The sequence below is a fragment of the Streptomyces sp. NPDC059649 genome (assembly GCF_042734445.1).
In the GTDB taxonomy this organism is placed as follows: Bacteria; Actinomycetota; Actinomycetes; order Streptomycetales; family Streptomycetaceae; genus Streptomyces.
Window position 1 is genome coordinate 184,081 of record NZ_JBHWDV010000005.1, and the last position, 18,923, is coordinate 203,003.

An 18,923-nucleotide genomic window follows, 5' to 3' on the forward strand; every position below is an offset into this window, starting at 1 on the left:
AAGGGACGCCCATGGCCAGCGCCACCCTGATGCCCTCCTCCTCGCGCGAGCAACACCCCAGGGCGCGCTGGCTGCCGGAAGGAAACCGACCGTCCACGACGCACCCGCCCGTTCTCGGCGCGTACGGACACCGCACCACCGGGTCCGAGGTGTTCCTCACCAACTGGCGGCGCGGTCCCGGCGACAGCTGGGTGGTGAGCGCCCAGTGGCCGCGGGCGCACGGTTTCTACGAGCCGGTCGGCGGGCTGCACGATCCGCTGCTGTTGATCGAGACCGTGCGGCAGGCGGGGATATTACTGAGCCATGTGGCGCACCGGGTGCCGCTCGACCACCCCATCGTCTGGCAGCACGTCCGCTACGACCTCGCCCCGCAGGCGCTGCGCGCCGCCGGCGAACCGGCCGAGGTGGAGCTGCAGATCACCGTCCATGACGTGGTGCGCCGCGGGAAGCGCCTGATCAGCGCCCGTCAGGAGTTCCGCGTCCGGTGCGACGGCGCCCATCTGGCCCATGCCCGGCTCATCTACTCCTGTTACAGCCCGGCGGGTTACCGCCGGCTGCGCGGCAGATACAGCGACCTGGCATTCGCCACCTCGCGCCGGCTGCCGGTGCCGGAACCGGTCGCCCCGGAGCTGGTCGACCGGGACCGCGACCGCGATGTGCTGCTCTCCCCCACCGACCTCCCGGACCGCTGGCAGCTGCGGGTCGACACCTCCCATCCGGTGCTCTTCGACCATCCCGTCGACCACGCCCCCGGCATGCTGATGGTCGAGGCCACCCGGCAGGCCGCCCGGGCGACGACGCCCGGCGTGCCGATGCTGCCGGTCTCGCTGGAGTGCTCCTTCGAGCGGTACGCCGAGCTGGACGCGCCGAGTTGGGTGCGGGCACGCATGCCGGACCCGGCCACGGGCGGCGGCGCGCGACGGGTCGAGGTCGGCGTGGAGCAGCACGGAAGACCGGTGGTCGCCGCGCGGATCACCAGCGTGCCGGTGTCCTGAGGGCCCGGCTCCCCAGCGGCCCCGCCCGCGCTGCCCGTGCCTCCCCCGTCACCGCAGCGTGAGGCGGGGCTTCGGCGCGTCGGTACGCCCGGTGGGCGGGGTGCGGCTGCCCGCCTGGTAGGGCAGCGGCCAGGGGGCGCCCGGGCCGGCGTAGCCCTGCTCGGCGGCGGCGTGCAGCGTCCAGTGCGGGTCGTACAGGTGCGGCCGGGCCAGTGCGCACAGGTCGGCGCGCCCGGCGAGGACGAGGGAGTTGACGTCGTCCCAGGAGGAGATCGCGCCGACCGCGATGACCGGCACGCCGAGGGAGTTGCGGATCCGGTCGGCGAACGGTGTCTGGTACGAGCGTCCGAAGTCGGGGCGCTCGTCGGACACGACCTGCCCGGTGGACACGTCGATGGCGTCGGCACCGTGCTCGGCGAACGCGCCCGCCATGGCCACCGCGTCCTCGGCGGTGGTGCCGCCGTCGGCCCAGTCGGTGGCGGAGATCCGGACGGTCATCGGCCGGTCGTCCGGCCAGACTTCACGCACCGCGTCGAAGACCTCGAGCGGGAAGCGGAGCCGGCCGGCCAGGGAACCTCCGTAGGCGTCGGTGCGTTGATTGGTCAGCGGGGAGAGGAAGCCGGACAGCAGATAGCCGTGGGCGCAGTGCAGTTCGAGGAGGTCGAAGCCGCAGTCGGCGGCGCGCCGTGCGGAGTCGGTGAACTCCCGCCGGATGTCGGCGAGTTCGCCGGTGGTCAGCTCGTGGGGGCGCTGGCTGCCGGGCTTGTAAGGGAGGGGGGATGCGGCGACGAGCGGCCAGTTGCCGGTGTCGAGGGGCTCGTCGATGCCGTCCCACATCAGCTTGGTGGAGCCCTTGCGGCCGGAGTGGCCGAGCTGTACGCCGATCGCGGTGCCGGGTGCCCGGGTGTGCACGAAGTCGGTGACGCGGCGCCAGGCCGCGGCCTGTTCGGCCGTGTAGAGACCGGCGCAGCCCGGGGTGATCCGGCCCTGTTCGCTGACGCACACCATCTCGGTCATCACGAGTCCGGCCCCGCCGAGGGCCCGGGCGCCGAGGTGCACGAGGTGGAAGTCACCGGGGACGCCGTCCTCGGAGGAGTACATGTCCATCGGTGACACGACCACCCGGTTGCGCAGGGTGAGGCCGCGCAGCCGGAAGGGCGTGAACATCGGCGGGGTGCCGGCCGGGATGCCCGCCTCGTCCTCGACGGCGGCGACGAATCCGGGGTCGCGCAGCCGCAGGTTGTCGTGGGTGACGCGGCGGCTGCGGGTGAGCAGGTTGAAGGCGAACTGGCGCGGCGGCTGGTCGACGTACCCGGCCAGTTCCTCGAACCACGCGAGGCTGGCGCGCGCGGCCCGCTGTGTGGAGGCGACGACGGGCCGGCGCTCCGTCTCGTAGGCGGCGAGGGCGCGGGGGATGTCGGGCTGCTCCTGGAGGCAGGCGGCCAGCGCGAGGGCGTCCTCGACGGCGAGTTTGGTGCCGGAGCCGATGGAGAAGTGCGCGGTGTGCGCGGCATCGCCGAGCAGCACGGTGTTGCCGTGCGACCAGCGCTCGTTGACGACGGTACGGAAGGCGATCCAGCTGGAGTTGTTGGACCGCAGGGTCCGCCCCCGCAGGGCGTCGGTGAAGACCTTGCCGCACCACTCCACCGACGTCCGCTCATCCGCCCGGTCCAGCCCGGCGGCCCGCCACACCTCCTCCCGCATCTCGACGATGACGGTGCTGGCACCGAGGGCGGCCTCGGGGCCGCCGGGAGATCGGGGAGAGAGCGGGGCGGGGTCGGCGTCGGCGTCGGCGTCAGGGGAGGGAGGACCGGGATTGGCGGGGTCAGGGCCGGCGCCGGCGGGTGCGGGAGCGGTGTCAATCGGTGCGGGAGCGGCGTCGGTGGGGTCAGGGCCGACCCCGGTGGGTGCGGGCGCGGCGTCAGCGGGCGCGGCGCCAGTGGGTACGGCGTCAGGGGAGGTGGGAGCGGCGTAGGGATAGGCGTGGAGCTGGACGACGCCGTGCTCGGTCTCGGCGATCTCGAAGCGGAAGGCGTCGAAGGCGAAGTCCGCGGCGAGCCAGATGTAGCGGCAGCGGTGGGTGGTCAACTGCGGCCGGAAGACGTCGGCGTGTGCGCTGCGGGTCGCACTGTGTACTCCGTCGGCGGCGATGACCAGGTCGTACTCCCGGGCCAGTGCGGCGGCGGGCGGCGCCTCGGTACGGAAGCGCAGCTCCACGCCGAGGCCGCGGCAGCGCCGGTGCAGTACGGCCAGCAGCCGGCGGCGGCCGAGTGCGGCGAAGCCGTGCCCGCCGGAGGTGAGGGTCCGGCCGCGGTGCACGATGTCGATGTCGTCCCAGCGGACGAACTCCGCCTGGAGTGCGCGGTAGACCTCCGGGTCGGCGTGCTCGATGCCGCCGAGCGTCTCGTCGGAGAGGACGACACCGAAGCCGAAGGTGTCGTCGGGGGCGTTGCGCTCGAATACGGTGATCTCGCGGGTGGGGTCGAGCCGTTTGAGGAGCGCCGCGGCGTACAGTCCGCCCGGTCCGCCGCCGATGACCGCGACCCGCATGGCTATTTCCCCTGCCATTTGGGCGTCCGCTTCTCGGTGAAGGCGGCGTGGAATTCCGCGTAGTCGGCGCTGTTCATCAGTAGTGCCTGGGTCGCGGCGTCCATCTCGACGGCAGCGGCCAGGGGCATGTCGAGTTCGGCGGTGAGCAGCGCCTTGGTCTGTGCGTGCGCCAGGGCGGGCCCCTCGGCGAGCCGCCGGGCGAGTGCAGCGGCCGCCTCGTCGGCCCGCCCCTCGTCGGCCAACTCGCTGATGAGGCCGAGCCGTTCGGCCTCCGGCGCTCTCACCGCGTCGCCGAGCATCAGCAGCCGGGTGGCGTGCCCGAGCCCGATGACCCGCGGCAGCAGATAGGCGGCGCCCATGTCGCCGCCGGACAGCCCGACCCGGGTGAAGAGGAACGCGAAGCGGGCCGAGGGGTCGGCGACCCGGAAGTCCGCGGCCAGCGCGAGCACCGCACCGGCACCGGCCGCGACGCCGTGCACCGCCGCGATCACCGGGAACGGGGCCTCCCGCACGGCTCGCACGACCTGTCCGGTCATCCGGTTGAAGTCCAGCAGCTGGCCGGTGTCCATGCCCAGGGTGGCGCCGATGATCTCCTCGACGTCACCCCCCGAGCAGAACCCGCGCCCCTCGCCGGCCAGCACGAGGGCGCGTACGGAGCGCTCCCGGGACAGCTCGGCGAGCAGATCACGGAGGTCGGCATACGCCTCGAAGGTGAGCGCATTGAGCTTCTCCGGTCGCGCCAGGGTGACCGTGGCGACCCCGTCGTCCCTGGTCACACGGATGTGCTGCCAGTCCTCTGTACTACGGGCGGATCCTGCGAACGGACTCATCGGACTGCCTGCCCCCTTCGGCGGGTCGGCCGGTGGTGCTCTTCCGGATGCCCTTCGAAGCTATCACTGTTCTGTGACTGTCGTCATGAGGGCGCGATACGGGAGCGATATGGGCGCGATGTGGGTGGGATACGGGTGGGCTCTGATTCGCCGGGCCCGTTTCGAGAATCCGTGGGCTTGGGGAGTGCTGCAGCCGTCGCGAGTGCCGCGGGCCTCGGGAATGCCGCGGCTGTCGGGAATGCCGCGGCCCGTCTTCACGTTGTCGGCCCCGAGGGGGCGCTCGCGACCACTAGGGGATCTGTTCCCCTGTCCCCTAAGGGCCCGCCCACTACCGCCCCACCCCCGACCGCCCCTGATCGGACCAGTGGGACGACACCAACCGGGCCATCACCCGCCGCCCGAGGCCCGCGGTTCGTCGCCCGCCTCCGTCCATCCGTAGGCTCCCGCTCTACGCGCCCGAGCCCGCCCCCAGGGCCGAAGGTCCCGCCCCCCTTTAGGGCCGAAGGTCCCGTCCGTTCGGGACTTTGGTCCCGTATGGCGCATGACCTGCGTCACGTGCCTCGCGGCCACCCGGCCCTGCGCCCGCCGCCCCCTCGCTTCCTACGGTGGAACCGTCCGAGCCCGCCCTCGTGAACGGAACGCCGTGCGCATGCTGGAATCGTCTTCCCCGTCGACCTGGCGCATCGCGCTGCCCCGGGAGGCGACCGCTGTTCCCATCGCCCGTGCGATGGTCCGCTGCGCCCTGCAGGACCTGGGGTCCACCGCCGACCGCACCACCGCTCAGCTGCTGACCGCCGAGTTGGTCACCAACGCGCTCAAGCACACCAGCGCCGATCACCCCATCGAGCTGGTGGTGGAGCGAGGGCCGGACGGGTGTCGGGTGGAGGTGCACGACGGCGACACGGTGCTCGTCGAGGGGCTGGGAGAGCCGCTGCCCCTGCCCCTGCCCCTGCCGGTGCCCCTGCCAACGCCGACGTCAAGGCCGACGCCAACGCCGACGCCGACGTCAGTGCCGACCTCAATGCGTACGTCGATGGTCGGATCGGGCGAGCCCCGCCCCATGACCGGGACGGGCGCAACGCTTCCGTCGGCCGAACCGGGGGACGTGGCGCTCGCCACGACAGACCCACGAGCGGGAGCGGAGGCGGGAGCGGGAACCGGCACCCGGAACCGTGGGCTGCTTCTGGTGCGTTCCCTCAGTTCTGGTTCCGGCTGTCGGCGTACCCGGCACGGTAAGGCGGTCTGGTTCACGCTTCCCGAACTGCACCCGGCGAGGCAGCGCTGACCGCCGCCTCGCGGTCTCCCCGGTCTGCGCGTTCTCCTTCTACGTCCTGCTTATGTTCCTGAGCGTCGTCCTTCTCATCGTCCGCCGCCGAGGCGGAGGCCGGACTGAGCTGGCCGAGGCGGGAGTGGCGGCGCCCGTAGAGCGCGTAGACCAGCGCGCCGGCCACCAGGAACCCCGCGAACTGCAGCCAGGTCGTCGGACCGGTCCCGTACATCAGATAGCCGCAGAACGCGATGCCGAGGATCGGGCTGAGCGGGAAGAACGGGACGCGGAAGCGGCGCGGCAGATCGGGCCGGGTGCGGCGGAGCACCAGCACGCTCACATTGACCACCGCCATGACCGCCAGCGTCCCGATGGTGGTCAGGTTCATCACCACGTCCAGGGGGACGACCGCGGCGGGCACGGCAAAGACGGCCGCGACGATCCAGGTGTTGGCGACCGGCGTGGACGTACGCGGTGAGATCCGTTCGAAGACCCGCGGGACCAGCCCGTCCCGCGACATCGACATCAGGATGCGGGTCTGCCCGTACATCACCGCGAGGACGACGGACGCGATGGCGACCACCGCGCCGAAGGCGATGACCCCGCCGCCGAGCGCGGAGTGGGTGACCCGGTTGACGATCAGGGACAGCGCGGCCGGCTGGTCGGCCACCTGGTCGGAGGAGAGCGCCCCGATGGCGGAGACCGCGACCAGGCAGTACAACACGGTGACCACACCGATGCAGATCATGATCGCGAGCGGGATGTTCCGCCGCGGGTTCCGGACCTCTTCGCCGGCCGTGGTGATCGCGTCGAAGCCGATGTACGAGAAGAACGCGACCGAGGCGCCGGAGGTGATCCCGGCGATGCTCTGCGGCGCGAACGGCGAGAGATGGCCCGCCCGGAAGGCGCTGAAGCCGATCGCGCAGAACAGCACCAGGATCGCCAGCTTCAGCACCGCCATCGCGGCGGTCGCGCGGGCGCTCTCCCGGATGCCGCGGACCAGCAGCAGCGCGGCGAGCAGGATCACGACGACGGCCGGGACATTGACGATCCCGCCCTCACCGGGCGGGTGGGAGAGCGCGGCCGGCAGCTCCCAGCCGGTCAGGCTGCCCAGCAGTTCGTTCAGGTACTGCCCCCAGCCGACGGCCACGGCCGACACCGAGATGCCGTATTCGAGCAGCAGGCACCAGCCCACGAGGAAGGCGGTGCGCTCGCCGAGGGTGGCGTACGCATAGGAATACGAGCTGCCGGACACCGGGATCGCGCCGCCCAGTTCCCCGAAGGAGAACGCGGTGAAGACGCAGGTGACCGCGGCCAGGACGAAGGACACGATGACCGCGGGGCCGGCCTCGGCGACGGTGTCGGACAGGCCGACGAAGATGCCGGTGCCGACGATGGCGCCGATGCCGAAGCAGACGAGCTGGAAGAGGCCCATGCTGCGCTGGAGGCCGTTGCCTTCACGGTCCGCGCCCGATTCGGCGACGAGGAGGTCGGGGGACTTGATGCGCAGTCCGGAGGGACCAGGGGCACGCATGGGGTTCTCTCTCTGGTGGTGCGGTGCGCGTGGCGCGGGGTGGGCCACGCACGAACGGGGTCCGGACCGGTGGGTCCGAACCCCGCGAGCGGCTCGATGGTAGCCGCAGGAGCTGCATGCTCGCCCTATCGGGCGTATGCCTATGCAGTGTGATATTGCCGACGCGGCGTGATATGTGCTGACGGCCGGCGAGCGTCGCGACTAGCCGGCGAGCGTCGCGACCAGTACCGCCTTGATGGTGTGCATCCGGTTCTCCGCCTCGTCGAAGACGACCGAGTGCGCGGACTCGAAGACCTCGTCGGTGACCTCCAGCGACGACAGGCCGTGCCGGGCGTGGATCTCCCGGCCGACCGCCGTCCCCAGGTCGTGGTACGCGGGCAGGCAGTGCAGGAACTTCACGTCCGGCTTGCCGGTGGCCCGCAGCACGTCCATCGTGACCGCGTACGGGGCCAGCAGCGCGATCCGCTCGTCCCACACCTCCTTGGGCTCGCCCATGGACACCCAGACATCGGTGGCGACGAAGTCCGCACCGCGCACACCGTCGGCAACGTCCTCGGTCAGGGTGATCCGGGCCCCGCTGGCGTCGGCCAGCTCGTGCGCCCGGGCGATCACCGATTCCTCGGGCCACAGTTCCTTCGGTGCCACGATCCGTACGTCCATGCCGAGCAGGGCGCCGGTGACGAGGTAGGAGTTGCCCATGTTGTTGCGGGCGTCGCCGAGGTAGGCGAAGGCGGTCTCCTCCAGGGCGCGGCCCCGGCCGTGTTCCACCATGGTCAGGACGTCGGCGAGCATCTGGGTCGGGTGCCAGTCGTCGGTCAGCCCGTTGAAGACGGGTACGCCGGCGTGCGCGGCCAGCTCCTCGACGTCGGACTGGCGGCTGCCGCGGAACTCGATGCCGTCGAACATCCGGCCCAGGACCCGTGCGGTGTCCTTGACCGACTCCTTGTGCCCGATCTGCGAGCCGGACGGGTCGAGGTAGGTGGTCGAGGCACCCTGGTCCGCAGCCGCGACCTCGAACGAACAGCGGGTCCTGGTGGAGGTCTTCTCGAAGATCAGGGCGATGTTCTTGCCGCGGAGGCGGGGGACCTCGGTGCCGGCGCGCTTCGCCGCTTTCAGCTCGGCCGCGAGGTCGATCAGTCGGCGGAATTCCTCGGCGCTGAAGTCCAGCTCCTTGAGGAAGTGGCGGCCCGTGAGGTCTATCGCCATCGGTCGGCTCCTGTTTCGCGGCGGTCGGGGAGGGGACAGGGCTGGAAGTGTATACGACGTTCCGTATCTGTATACGAGACGCCCGGACAGGATCGCTGCCGGCTCATGGGCATGAGCAGGGTGCACGAGCATGAGCCCGGGCATGGGCACGAGCCCGGGCACGGGCATGAGTCCCGGGCATGGGCATACACATACGCCTGCCACACACCGCACGCGCACGCCGCACGCCGCACGCCGCCCCCGTCGTACGCCTCAGCCTGCCCCGGCCACCGCGTCCCTCGCCACCGGACAGCTCATACAGCGCGGACCGCCCCGCCCCCGCCCCAGCTCGCTGCCCGGAATCGTGATCACCTCAATGCCACGCTTGCGCAGAAAGGTGTTCGTCGTGACGTTCCGCTCGTACGCCACCACCACGCCGGGCTCCACGGCGAGCACGTTGCAGCCGTCGTCCCACTGCTCGCGCTCCGCGGAGTGCACGTCCTGGGTCGCGGTCAGCACCCGGATGTCGGACAGCCCCAGCGAGGCCGCTATGGCCCGGTGCATGTGCTCCGGCGGGTGGTCGGTGACCTTGACGTCCTGGTCGCCCGAGCCCGGCTCGATGGTGTACGAGCGGAGCATGCCGAGGCCCTCGTACTGGGTGAAGGTGTCCCCGTCGATCATGGTCATGACGGTGTCCAGGTGCATGAACGCCCGCCGTTTGGGCATGTCCAGCGCCACGATCGTGCGCGCCGAACCGGCCGCGAACAGCCCGCGCGCCAGCAGTTCGACGGCCTGGGGAGTGGTCCGCTCACTCATCCCGATCAGCACCGCACCGCTGCCCATCACCAGGACGTCGCCGCCCTCGATCGTCGAGGGGTAGTCCGCCTGCCCCTCCGACCAGACGTGGAAGTCCTCGTCACGGAAGAGCGGGTGGTAGCGGTAGATCGCCTCGTAATGGACGGTCTCGCGCTGCCGGGCCGGCCAGCGCATCGAGTTGATCGACACCCCGTCGTAGATCCAGGCGGAGGTGTCACGGGTGAAGAGGTGATTGGGCAGCGGGCCCAGCAGGAAGTCGTCCAGATCCATCACGTGGAAGCGGACCGAGGTCGGTTCGGGATGGCGCTCCAGGAACTCGCGCTTGGTCATCCCGCCCACCAGCGCCTCGACGAGTTCCGGGACCGGCATCTCGTCGAAGGCGGCGCGCAGATGGTCGGTGGCCAGCGGCCCGTACAGCTTCTCGTCGAAGACCCGGTCCAGGACCAGCTCGCGGGCCGCGGGGATCTGCATGCTCTCGGCCAGCAGATCCCCGAAGAGGTGCACTTCCACGCCCCGGTCGCGCAGTACGTCCGCGAACCCGTCGTGCTCGGCGCGCGCCCGGCGTACCCACAGCACGTCGTCGAAGAGCAGGGCGTCCTTGTTGGAGGGGGTGAGCCGCTTCAGCTCCAGATCGGGACGATGCAGGATGACCCGGCGCAGCCGCCCGGCCTCGGAGTCGACTTGGAATCCCATCTCCCCATCTTGGCCGCTCCGGGGGCCGGGGGGAGGCAGTCGCGCAATGTGGGGTGCACGGGTCGCCGGTGGGGGTGGCTGAAGGTGACTGGCGGAGACCGGGAGCGGGCGGGTGGCGGTGCCCGGAGGGGCACTTACGGGGCTGTCAGCGGGTGGCTACGGCGGCGGGTGGCGGGTGGCGACGGCGACGGGCGGCTACGGCAGCGGGTGGCGACGGGTGGCTACGGCAGCGGGTGGCGACGGTGGCGGGTCGCCCGCCGCCGTAGCCATCCGCCCGTAGCGTGACCGCCGCTCCCACCGCGCCCACGCCGGCCATCGCCGCGATCACCGCCCCGATCACCGCTCCGGTCACCGCCGTGATCAACCAGCCAGCCCCAACTCACCTGCCTTCGGGGCCTGTTGACCCGGCCCTCCCGTGCCGGCGATCAGCGCGCCCCGCCCCTACAGCCGCGGGTCCACCGGCTCCGACTCCAGCGCGAGCACGCCGAAGACCGCCTCGTGTACCCGCCACAGCGGTTCGCCCTCCGCCATCCGGTCCAGCGCCTCCAGGCCCAGCGCGTATTCCCGCAGGGCCAGCGACCGCTTGTGGCCCAGGTGGCGTACGCGCAGGCGCTTGAGGTTCTCCGGGCGGGTGTACTCCGGTCCGTAGATGATGCGCAGGTACTCGCGGCCGCGGCATTTGACGCCCGGCTGGACGAGCCGTCCGTCCGGCTGCCGTATCAGCGCCTGCACCGGTTTGACGACCATGCCCTCGCCGCCGTCCGCGGTCAGCTCCAGCCACCACCGGATGCCGGCCGCGACCGACGCCTCGTCCTCGGTATCGACGATGATCCGCCGGGTCGTGGCCAGCAGCCCCGCCCCGCCGGCGACACGTCCGCGGCCGGACGGCCCGTCCTCCTGGGCCGCCACCGCACTCTCCGCCGCCACGATCCGGTCGATCAGCGCCAGTTGCTCCGTATGTGCCAGCCCGGCGAGGCTGCGCCCCTGTACGGCGAGGATCTGGAACGGCGCCAGCCGCACCCCCTCCATCACGCCCAGCCCCTCCGACACCGGTCCATCCGATACCGGGCCGTCCGATACCGGTCCCTCCGATACCGGTCCGTCCGACACCGACCCGTCCGGCGTCGTCCGCTCGCCGACGCGCCAGCAGTAGCGCCGGTACGCCGCCGTGAACGCCGCGGCGTCCGCCGCCCGGTCCCGCTGCCGCCGGAGCAGCGGTCCCACCTCGACACCGCGGCCGGCCGCCGCCTCCAGCGCGCCGAGCACGCCCGGGAACACCGCCCCGGAGGCCGCGCCCACCGCCGCGTACTGCTTGCGCAGCAGCCCGGTCGCCTTGAGCGACCACGGCATCAGCTCCGCGTCCAGCAGCAGCCAGTCGGTCTCCAGCTCCTCCCAGAGACCGGCCTCCGCGACGCAGGCGCCGACCCGCCGCAGCAACGTTCCGGTCGCCTCCGGGTCGTCGAAGAACGGCCGTCCCGTACGGGTGTAGAGCGCACCCGAGACGCCCTTGGACGCCCCGAAGCGCTCCGCGGCCACCGTCTCGTCGCGGCACACCAGCACCACCGCACGGGACCCCATGTGCTTCTCCTCGCACACCACTTCCCGTACGCCGTCCGCCCGGTACCCGGCGAACGCCTCCGCCGGATGCTCCAGGTAGCCGTCCTCCTGCGACGTCGCGCAGGGCGCCATCGTCGGCGGGAGGTACGGCAGCAGCCGCGGGTCGATCGCGAAGCGGCTCATGACCTCCAGCGCGGCCGCGGCGTTCTCCTCCTTCACGGCGAGCCGGCCCATGTAGCGGGTCTCCACGATCCGCCGGCCGGCCACGTCGTCCAGGTCGAGCGGGCGACCGTCCGCTCCGCCCGGCGCCTCGCCGGCGAGCGGCTTGGTCGGCTCGTACCAGACGCGTTCCGCCGGTACGTCCACCAGCTCCCGCTCCGGCCAGCGCAGCGCGGTCATCCGGCCGCCGAAGACGCAGCCGGTGTCCAGGCAGAGGGTGTTGTTCAGCCAGGTGGCACGCGGAGTGGGCGTGTGTCCGTAGACGACGGCGGCGCGACCGCGGTAGTCCTCGGCCCACGGGTAGCGCACCGGCAGGCCGAATTCGTCGGTCTCGCCGGTCGTGTCGCCGTACAGCGCGAAGGACCGCACGCGGCCCGACGTCCGGCCGTGGTACTTCTCCGGCAGCCCGGCGTGGCACACCACCAGTCCGCCGCCGTCGAGGACGTAGTGGCTGACCAGTCCGTGCAGGAACGTCCCCACCTCGTCCCGGAAGGCCGCGTCCTCCTTCGCCAGCTGTTCGACGGTCTCGGCGAGGCCGTGGGTGTGCTGGACCTTGCGGCCCTTGAGGTAGCGGCCGAGCTTGTTCTCGTGGTTGCCCGGTACGCAGAGCGCGTGCCCGGCCGCGACCATGCCCATCACCAGCCGCAGCACTCCGGGGCTGTCCGGTCCGCGGTCGACCAGGTCCCCGACGAACACGGCGGTACGGCCCTCCGGGTGCGCCGCGTCCACGGCCCTGCCGAGCCCGTCGCGCACCAGGGCGTACCCCAGCCGGCCGAGCAGCGTCTCCAGCTCGGAACGGCAGCCGTGGATGTCACCGATGATGTCGAACGGCCCGGTGAGGTGCCGCAGGTCGTTGAACCGCCGCTCCCGGACGACCTCGGCGGCATCGATCTCCGCCTGGCCTCTGAGGTGGTGCACCTTGCGGAATCCCTCGCGCTCCAAGTGGCGCAGGGAACGGCGGAGTTCACGCTGGTGGCGCTGGATGACCCGGCGTGGCAGCCCGGCCCGGTCGGCACGTGTCGCATTGCGCTCGGCACACACCTGCTCGGGCACGTCGAGCACGATCGCCACCGGGAGGACGTCATGCTCCCGCGCCAGGCGCACCAGCTGGGTGCGCGCCTCGGACTGCACGTTGGTGGCGTCGACGACCGTCAGCCGGCCGGCCGCCAGCCGCTTCCCCACGATGAAGTGCAGCAGGTCGAACGCGTCGCCGCTCGCGCTCTGGTCGTTCTCGTCATCGCTGACCAGCCCGCGGCAGAAGTCGGAGGAGATCACCTCCGTCGCCTTGAAGTGCCGGGCCGCGAAGGTCGACTTGCCGGACCCCGTGGCCCCGATCAGCACCACCAGCGACAGGTCCGGTACCCCGAGCGCCCGCCGCCCCACGCGCCCCTCGTCTTCCGCTTCCACCGCTCCGTCCACACGGTCGACGCCCGTCATACCGCAACCTCCTCTCCACTCGGTCCACTCGCTCCACTCACAGAACTGCCTCCGCTTTCGGTTCCGGTTCCGGTTCCGACTGCGGCTCCCGCCCCGGCTCCCGTTCCGGCTCCGGCTCCGATGGCGGCTCCGGCTCCGATGGCGGCTCCGGCTCCGGTGGCGGCCTTCCCGCCGCCGGCCTCCTCCGCCCTACGGAAATGGGCGAGCTGGGTCGGCGGCCCGACCTCGGGGTCGTCCGGCCCCACCGGGCCGAAGTCCACCTCGTAGCCGTGCCGTACGGCCACCTCCCGGGCCCAGCCCCGGAACTCCTCCCGGGTCCACTCGAAGCGGTGGTCCGCATGCCGCACGTGCCCGGCCGGCAGCGACTCCCAGCGCACGTTGTACTCGACGTTCGGCGTCGTCACCACGACCGTCCTGGGCCGGGCCGCCCCGAACACCGCGTACTCCAGCGCCGGCAGCCGCTCCGGGTCGACGTGCTCGACGACCTCGCTGAGCACCGCCGCGTCATACCCCTTCAGCCGCGCGTCGGTGTACGCCAGCGACCCCTGTACGAGCCGTACGCGGGCCGCCTGCCGTTCGGACATCCGGTCCAGCCGCAGCCGGCGCCGCGCCTCGTGCAGCGCCCGCATCGACACGTCCATACCGACGATCTCGGTGAACTGCGGGTCCTTGAGCAGCGCACCGACCAACTGGCCCTGGCCACAACCGAGATCGAGCACCCGCGCCGCCCCGGCCGACCGCAGCACCGCGAGAATCGCGTCCCTCCGTTGCACGGCGAGCGGCACCGGCCGTTCCTCGGTGTCCGCCTCCTCGTCCACCGCGTTGTCGATCTCCTCGGCGGCCACGTCGTCCGACTCGGCCAGCCGCTCCAGCTCCAGTCGCGCCAGGGCCTCACGCGTCAGCGCCCAGCGCCGTGCGAGATAGCGGCCGACGATCAGCCGTTGCTCCGGGTGCTCTTCCAGCCAGCCCTCACCGGCCCGCAGGAGCTTGTCGACCTCGTCGGGCGCGACCCAGTAGTGCTTGGCGTCGTCCAGCACCGGCAGCAGCACGTACAGATGCCGCAGCGCCTCGGCGAGCGTGCGCTCCCCTTCCAGTACGAGCCGTACGTAGCGGGAGTCACCCCACTCCGGGAACGTCTCGTCCAGCGGCACCGGCTCGGCCAGCACCTGCCACCCCAGCGGCTGGAACAGCTTGCGCACCAGCTCCGCACCGCCCCGGGCCGGCAGCACGGGCACCTCGATGCGCAACGGCATCGCCCGCGCCACCAGCTCCGGCCGCGCCGCACACTGCCCCTTCATCGCGCTGGAGAAGACGCTCCGCAACGCCACCGCGAGCAGCGAGGAGGCCGCGTACGGGCGGTCGTTCACGTACTGCCCGAGCGCCGAGTCCGGAGCACCGCCCCGGCCCTTGCCCCGGCCCCGACGCACCAGGGCGATGGGATCGACCTCCAGCAGCAGCGCCGCCGTGCACCGTTCCGTATCCGCCTCCGGATACAGGACGTGCGCGGTGCCCTGTGCCGTCGAGAACTGTTGCGCCTTGTCGGGATGCTTGTGCAGCAGGAATCCGAGGTCGGTCGCGGGACGGTCGGCGCTGCCGGTGGTGGTTATCGTCAGGAACACCCGTCCGAGTATTACGGCACCGCGCCCCGATCCCCACCAGTTTTCCGGCAGCACCGCTCCGCTCCGGCACGGAGTCGCGCCCCGGCCTGGTTGCTGCCCCGCCAACTCAAGTCACGTCAACTGCCAACTCAAGTCACGTCAACTCAAGTCAACGCATGCCACTTCACCTCAAGCCAACTGACAGTCGCTCTCTCGTTCAGGTTCAGCCCAACTGGGACTGCACCTGATCCGAGATGAGCTGCAGGTGGTCGAGATCGTCGAGATCCAGGATCTGCAGGTAGACGCGGGAGGTGCCGATGGCGGCATAGCGCCCGATCTTGTCGACGACCTCCGCCGGGGAGCCCGCAAGGCCGTTGGCCTTCAGTTCGTCCACGTCCCGCCCGATGGCCGCTGCCCGCCGCGCCACCTCCGCGTCGTCCTTGCCGACGCAGGCCACCAGGGCGTTGGAGTACACCAGCTCATCGCCCTTCCTCCCGGCGGCTTCGGCGGCCGCCCGCACCCGCCCGAACTGGCGCTCACTGTCTTCGAGCGAGGCGAACGGAATGTTGAACTCATCGGCGTACTGCGCGGCCAGCCGCGGCGTACGGGTCGCACCGTGCCCACCGATCAGCACCGGCACCTTGGCCTGCGCGGGCTTGGGCAGGGCGGGTGACTTCGCCAGCTGGTAGTAGGTCCCGTCGTAGGTGAACTCGCTTCCCGTCCCGGTGGCCCACAGGCCGGTGATGATCGCCAGCTGCTCCTCCAGCCGTGCGAACTTCTCCTTGGGGAACGGAATGCCGTACGCCTTGTGCTCCTCCTCGAACCACCCTGCGCCGAGGCCGAGTTCCACCCGGCCGCCCGACATCTGGTCGACCTGCGCCACCTGAATCGCCAGCACACCCGGCAGCCGGAAGGTGCCCGCGGTCATGAGCGTGCCGAGCCGGATCCGCTTGGTCTCACGAGCCAGTCCCGCCAGGGTGATCCAGGCGTCCGTCGGACCGGGGAGCCCGTCGCCATTGCCCATGCTCAGGTAATGATCGGAGCGGAAGAACGCGTTGAAGCCGAGATCCTCCGTGGCCTTGGCGACCTTCAGGAGCGTGTCGTAGGAAGCCCCCTGCTGGGGCTCGGTGAAGATTCGTAGATCCATACCTCCATCCTGCACACCGTACGGCGGACCAACCGCGGCAGTACGTCGTTGCTTGGCGGTGCTTGCGGTTCTTGATCGGCGTTGCTTGGCGGTGCTTGGCGGTGCTTGGTGATGCCTGCCGGTGGTTGCGGCGCTTCAGGTCGGATCGGGCCCGCCCGGCCCCGGCCGGGGATGGACGACGGTGGCGACGAGCAACGGGCCACGGACGATGGGCAACGAGCAACGGACGATGGACGATGCACGACGGACCAGGTGTTGCGGACCATGAGGTGGTTTACGGCGCCCGAGCCAGAGCCAGAGCCAGCGCCAGCGCCCAGCACGTCGGCGGGTGGGGCAACTACGGTCCCCACTACCGGATGTCGTGGTCGGGGTGGGTCTGGTCGTACTGATGCCGTGCCTCGGCAATGACGGCGCGATGGGTGAGAGACCAGTCGGCGAGTGCTTTGACCAGGTGGGTCAGGCTGGTCCCGGTCTCGGTCAGGCGGTAGTCGACCTGCGCCGGGACGGTTGGGTACACGGTGCGGAGGACGAGTCCGTCGCGTTCCAGCCTGCGCACGGTGAGGGTGAGCATGCGTTGGGAGATGCCGTCGATGGCCCGTTGCAGTTCCCGGAAGCGCCGCGGCCCGCCGGCGAGTTCGACGATCACGAGTACCGACCACTTGTCCCCGATCCGGTCCAGGACGTCCCGGATCCCGCAGTCCGGATGGTCTTCGCGCCCGCAGGGATCGAGGCCGGCGGGGACGGCAGGTGCGGCGGATGCGGCGGGGACGGCAGGTACAACGGGTGCTGCGGGTGCGGCGGTTACCTCGGTGTGCGTGGGTGACATCAAACTGCCTCCTTGTGACCGGTGCGCGGACGGATCAGGATCAAGCGTAGTTACTGAAGAGAACCACTACGGAAGTCTGTGACTGACATGATCTTGGTGACCGGAGCGAACGGGAGCCTCGGCTCGGCCACTCTCGCGGCACTGCATGCCCGCGGCGCGATCGCGACAGGCGGCAGCCGCACGCCACGCAACGGGATGCGGCGCCTCGATTTCGACGACCCCGCCGGCATTGACCTTGCCGGTGTATCGACCCTGGTGCTGATTTCCGCGGGATATGCCGAGGACGACCAGGTCATCGGGCGGCATGCGGCCGTCCTGGACGCTGCCGCCAGAGACGGCGTCCGGCATGTCGTCTACACGAGCCTGACCGGCGCCGGCGACCACCTCGGTTTCGCACTGGCGCACCGTGCGACCGAACGGCTCGTGCGCGCTTGCGGCCTGCCGTGGACGATCCTGCGCAACGGTCTGTATGCCGAACTCTTCGGTGGTCTGCTGATGTGGGCCGACGACGGGGTGGAGTCCGCATTCGGCGACGGCGCCCTGGCCGCGGTCGCCCGTACGGACCTCGCCGAGGCCGCGGCGATCACCGCAGCGGACCCGACACAACACAGCGGGCGCACCTACGACTTGACCGGCACCCCGATCACGGCAGCGCAGGTAGCCGACCGGCTCGGAGTCCCGCACCGCACCATCGGCCTGGACGAGTACCGGCGCAGGCTCCTGAACGACATGCCGGGATTGCTGCCGTTCCAGCCACCCATGCTCGCCTCGATCGCCACCAGCATCCGGCACGGCTTCCTTGACGGCACCAGCCCCGACCTCGCCGACCTCCTCGACCGCCCCGTTAGCGACCCCCTGGCCACGGCCACCGCAGCCGCCTCCGCCACAAAACCGGGAACGCCCGGATAACGGCGGGCAGCACGCACCCGGCAACCACATGAGTCCTCCCGACGACCGCCCTGTGAGGACTCATGTGCTTTGCACCGGGCGAGGCCGTGGTTCCGCAACGGACGGCGAGCGGCGGGAGACGGGCGGCCGGTGACTCATTGAGCAACGAGCAACGAGCAGCGGGCGACAGGGCGGCCGTTGGCCCTTCGGGCGGCGGGCAGCGAGCGGGGCCGCGTCTGGTGATGGCGGGCGGCTACAAAGGCCAGTGGCAGCCGAGCCGTTCAGTGCCAGGCGAGCCGATCCACTGGTAGCTGAGCCGGTCAGCAGCAGACGAGCCGATTCACTAGTGGCTGAGCCGGTCGGCGGCAGGTGAGCCGTCAGCGGCAGACCGGTCTGGCGATTGCAGGTCGCTTGAGATGGCGGGTCGCTTGAGATGGCGGGTCGCTTGGTCAGCAGCAGACGAAGTGGCTGGCGGGCAGGCTGCCTAGCCTGCGCAGGGCGTTCCCTCGGGAGGAGTGGCGGTGCTGCATGCACGTGGCAGTGCTGCATGCACGTGACGGCATTGCACGTACATGACGGTGCTGCACGCACATAGCGGTGCTGCAAGTGGCTGCGACTACTACCGTCAGGGCTACGGCTGTTCTGACGTCGGGGCTACGGCTGTTCTCAGGGCTTCTTCCGAGGTCGTTCTCAGGCAGGGTACGGGTCACGCACCTCCAGTTTTTCCAGTATTCCGGTAACGCGGTCTCTCGATTCGTCGAGCGTGTCCATCGCCTCCACGCAGGTCCAGTACGTACCTTCCTCGTCCGCGAGCAGCACCACTCCGACCAGCGCCTCGCATACCTCGCGCAACAGCCGGCACAGCCCCGTCAAGGCAGCCCTGACGTCCCGCACTTCGGAGAGCTGTGCCGCACGCAGTCCGCCCCCGGCCGGCGTCGAGCACGGCAGTCCCCCGCTGAACCGCCCGCTCGCATCGCCCAGCCCTTGGGCCCGGGACCGCACCTCGTACGGTCCGAATATCGCGAGATGGCTACCTATCGCCTCCGCCAAAGCCTGCGCCTGCCACGCCTCGACGATCACGTCCTGCACTGTGGTCGACTCCGCCAGGCCGCGCCGGCTGGCCGCGATGATCCGCACCGCGTCCATCCTCTCCCCCTCCTTCCTTTTTCTTCGTCCTTCGCATGCACCCCGCACTCCTTTCACTACCCAGAGTGAGGGTCAACAGCCAAAAAAGCCAGGGGAATTCGCAAATCTGTGGACAACCAAGGCACTGTGGATAGATCCATAACTCCGGAGAGTGACGAGCGTCCGATATGTACGCGCCCCACTTCCCTCCCGCCACAGCGCCCCCACCCGTCACACGACCGGCTCGGACCACCAG

At 70.9% G+C, this 18,923-nt stretch carries 13 protein-coding genes; 3 read left to right on the top strand and 10 right to left on the bottom strand.

The features are described from left to right. Window positions 1–11 precede the first annotated feature (11 nt). Entirely contained in the window at window positions 12–995 is a 984-nt protein-coding gene (locus ACFV1J_RS10480; RefSeq protein ID WP_385856898.1) for a ScbA/BarX family gamma-butyrolactone biosynthesis protein, read from the top strand. 48 nt (window positions 996–1,043) lie between these two features. Here the strand turns inward: ACFV1J_RS10480 and ACFV1J_RS10485 are convergent, their stop codons facing one another. Together ACFV1J_RS10485 and ACFV1J_RS10490 are read right to left on the bottom strand one after the other, a co-directional pair. Next, window positions 1,044–3,563 carry an oxidoreductase gene (locus ACFV1J_RS10485; RefSeq protein ID WP_385856899.1) on the bottom strand — a complete coding sequence of 840 codons (2,520 nt, stop codon included), beginning with the start codon at window positions 3,561–3,563 and terminating at the stop codon, window positions 1,044–1,046. Beyond that, window positions 3,548–4,375, bottom strand: coding sequence for an enoyl-CoA hydratase family protein (locus ACFV1J_RS10490; protein WP_385856900.1), 828 nt, complete (start codon window positions 4,373–4,375; stop codon window positions 3,548–3,550). Before ACFV1J_RS10490 ends, ACFV1J_RS10485 begins: the two co-directional genes overlap by 16 nt. Before the next feature lie 649 nt (window positions 4,376–5,024). Between ACFV1J_RS10490 and ACFV1J_RS10495 the strand changes: the two genes are divergently transcribed. After that, window positions 5,025–5,660, top strand: a complete 636-nt coding sequence (locus ACFV1J_RS10495; protein ID WP_385856901.1) for an ATP-binding protein — start codon at window positions 5,025–5,027, stop codon at window positions 5,658–5,660. On the opposite strand, the gene ACFV1J_RS10500 is transcribed toward ACFV1J_RS10495, so the two are convergent. The 7 genes from ACFV1J_RS10500 to ACFV1J_RS10530 form a co-directional block, all read right to left on the bottom strand. Next, entirely contained in the window at window positions 5,623–7,176 is a 1,554-nt protein-coding gene (locus ACFV1J_RS10500) for an amino acid permease (protein ID WP_385856902.1), read from the bottom strand. The two genes, ACFV1J_RS10495 and ACFV1J_RS10500, sit on opposite strands and share 38 nt — an antisense overlap. 201 nt (window positions 7,177–7,377) lie before the next feature. Beyond that, a complete protein-coding gene (gene argF, locus ACFV1J_RS10505; RefSeq protein WP_385856903.1) occupies window positions 7,378–8,382 on the bottom strand; it encodes an ornithine carbamoyltransferase in 1,005 nt (334 codons plus the stop codon). A 252-nt stretch (window positions 8,383–8,634) separates the two neighbouring features. Continuing rightward, window positions 8,635–9,870: an arginine deiminase gene (locus ACFV1J_RS10510; RefSeq protein ID WP_385856904.1), complete on the bottom strand. Its 1,236-nt coding sequence runs from the start codon at window positions 9,868–9,870 to the stop codon at window positions 8,635–8,637. Window positions 9,871–10,311: 441 nt separating this feature from the next. Then, complete coding sequence (locus ACFV1J_RS10515) at window positions 10,312–13,083, bottom strand: polynucleotide kinase-phosphatase (protein ID WP_385856905.1); 2,772 nt, start codon at window positions 13,081–13,083, stop codon at window positions 10,312–10,314. Continuing rightward, window positions 13,080–14,702 carry a 3' terminal RNA ribose 2'-O-methyltransferase Hen1 gene (locus tag ACFV1J_RS10520; RefSeq protein ID WP_385856906.1) on the bottom strand — a complete coding sequence of 541 codons (1,623 nt, stop codon included), beginning with the start codon at window positions 14,700–14,702 and terminating at the stop codon, window positions 13,080–13,082. The genes ACFV1J_RS10515 and ACFV1J_RS10520 overlap by 4 nt, the downstream gene beginning before the upstream one ends. Before the next feature lie 202 nt (window positions 14,703–14,904). Next, complete coding sequence (locus ACFV1J_RS10525; RefSeq protein WP_385856907.1) at window positions 14,905–15,828, bottom strand: LLM class F420-dependent oxidoreductase; 924 nt, start codon at window positions 15,826–15,828, stop codon at window positions 14,905–14,907. Between the two features lie 349 nt (window positions 15,829–16,177). Then, window positions 16,178–16,654: a winged helix-turn-helix transcriptional regulator gene (locus tag ACFV1J_RS10530; RefSeq protein ID WP_385856908.1), complete on the bottom strand. Its 477-nt coding sequence runs from the start codon at window positions 16,652–16,654 to the stop codon at window positions 16,178–16,180. 87 nt (window positions 16,655–16,741) lie between these two features. Between ACFV1J_RS10530 and ACFV1J_RS10535 the strand changes: the two genes are divergently transcribed. Then, window positions 16,742–17,563: an NAD(P)H-binding protein gene (locus tag ACFV1J_RS10535; protein ID WP_385856961.1), complete on the top strand. Its 822-nt coding sequence runs from the start codon at window positions 16,742–16,744 to the stop codon at window positions 17,561–17,563. A gap of 669 nt (window positions 17,564–18,232) precedes the next feature. Here the strand turns inward: ACFV1J_RS10535 and ACFV1J_RS10540 are convergent. Next, window positions 18,233–18,688 carry a DUF6099 family protein gene (locus ACFV1J_RS10540; RefSeq protein ID WP_385856909.1) on the bottom strand — a complete coding sequence of 152 codons (456 nt, stop codon included), beginning with the start codon at window positions 18,686–18,688 and terminating at the stop codon, window positions 18,233–18,235. Window positions 18,689–18,923 lie beyond the last annotated feature (235 nt).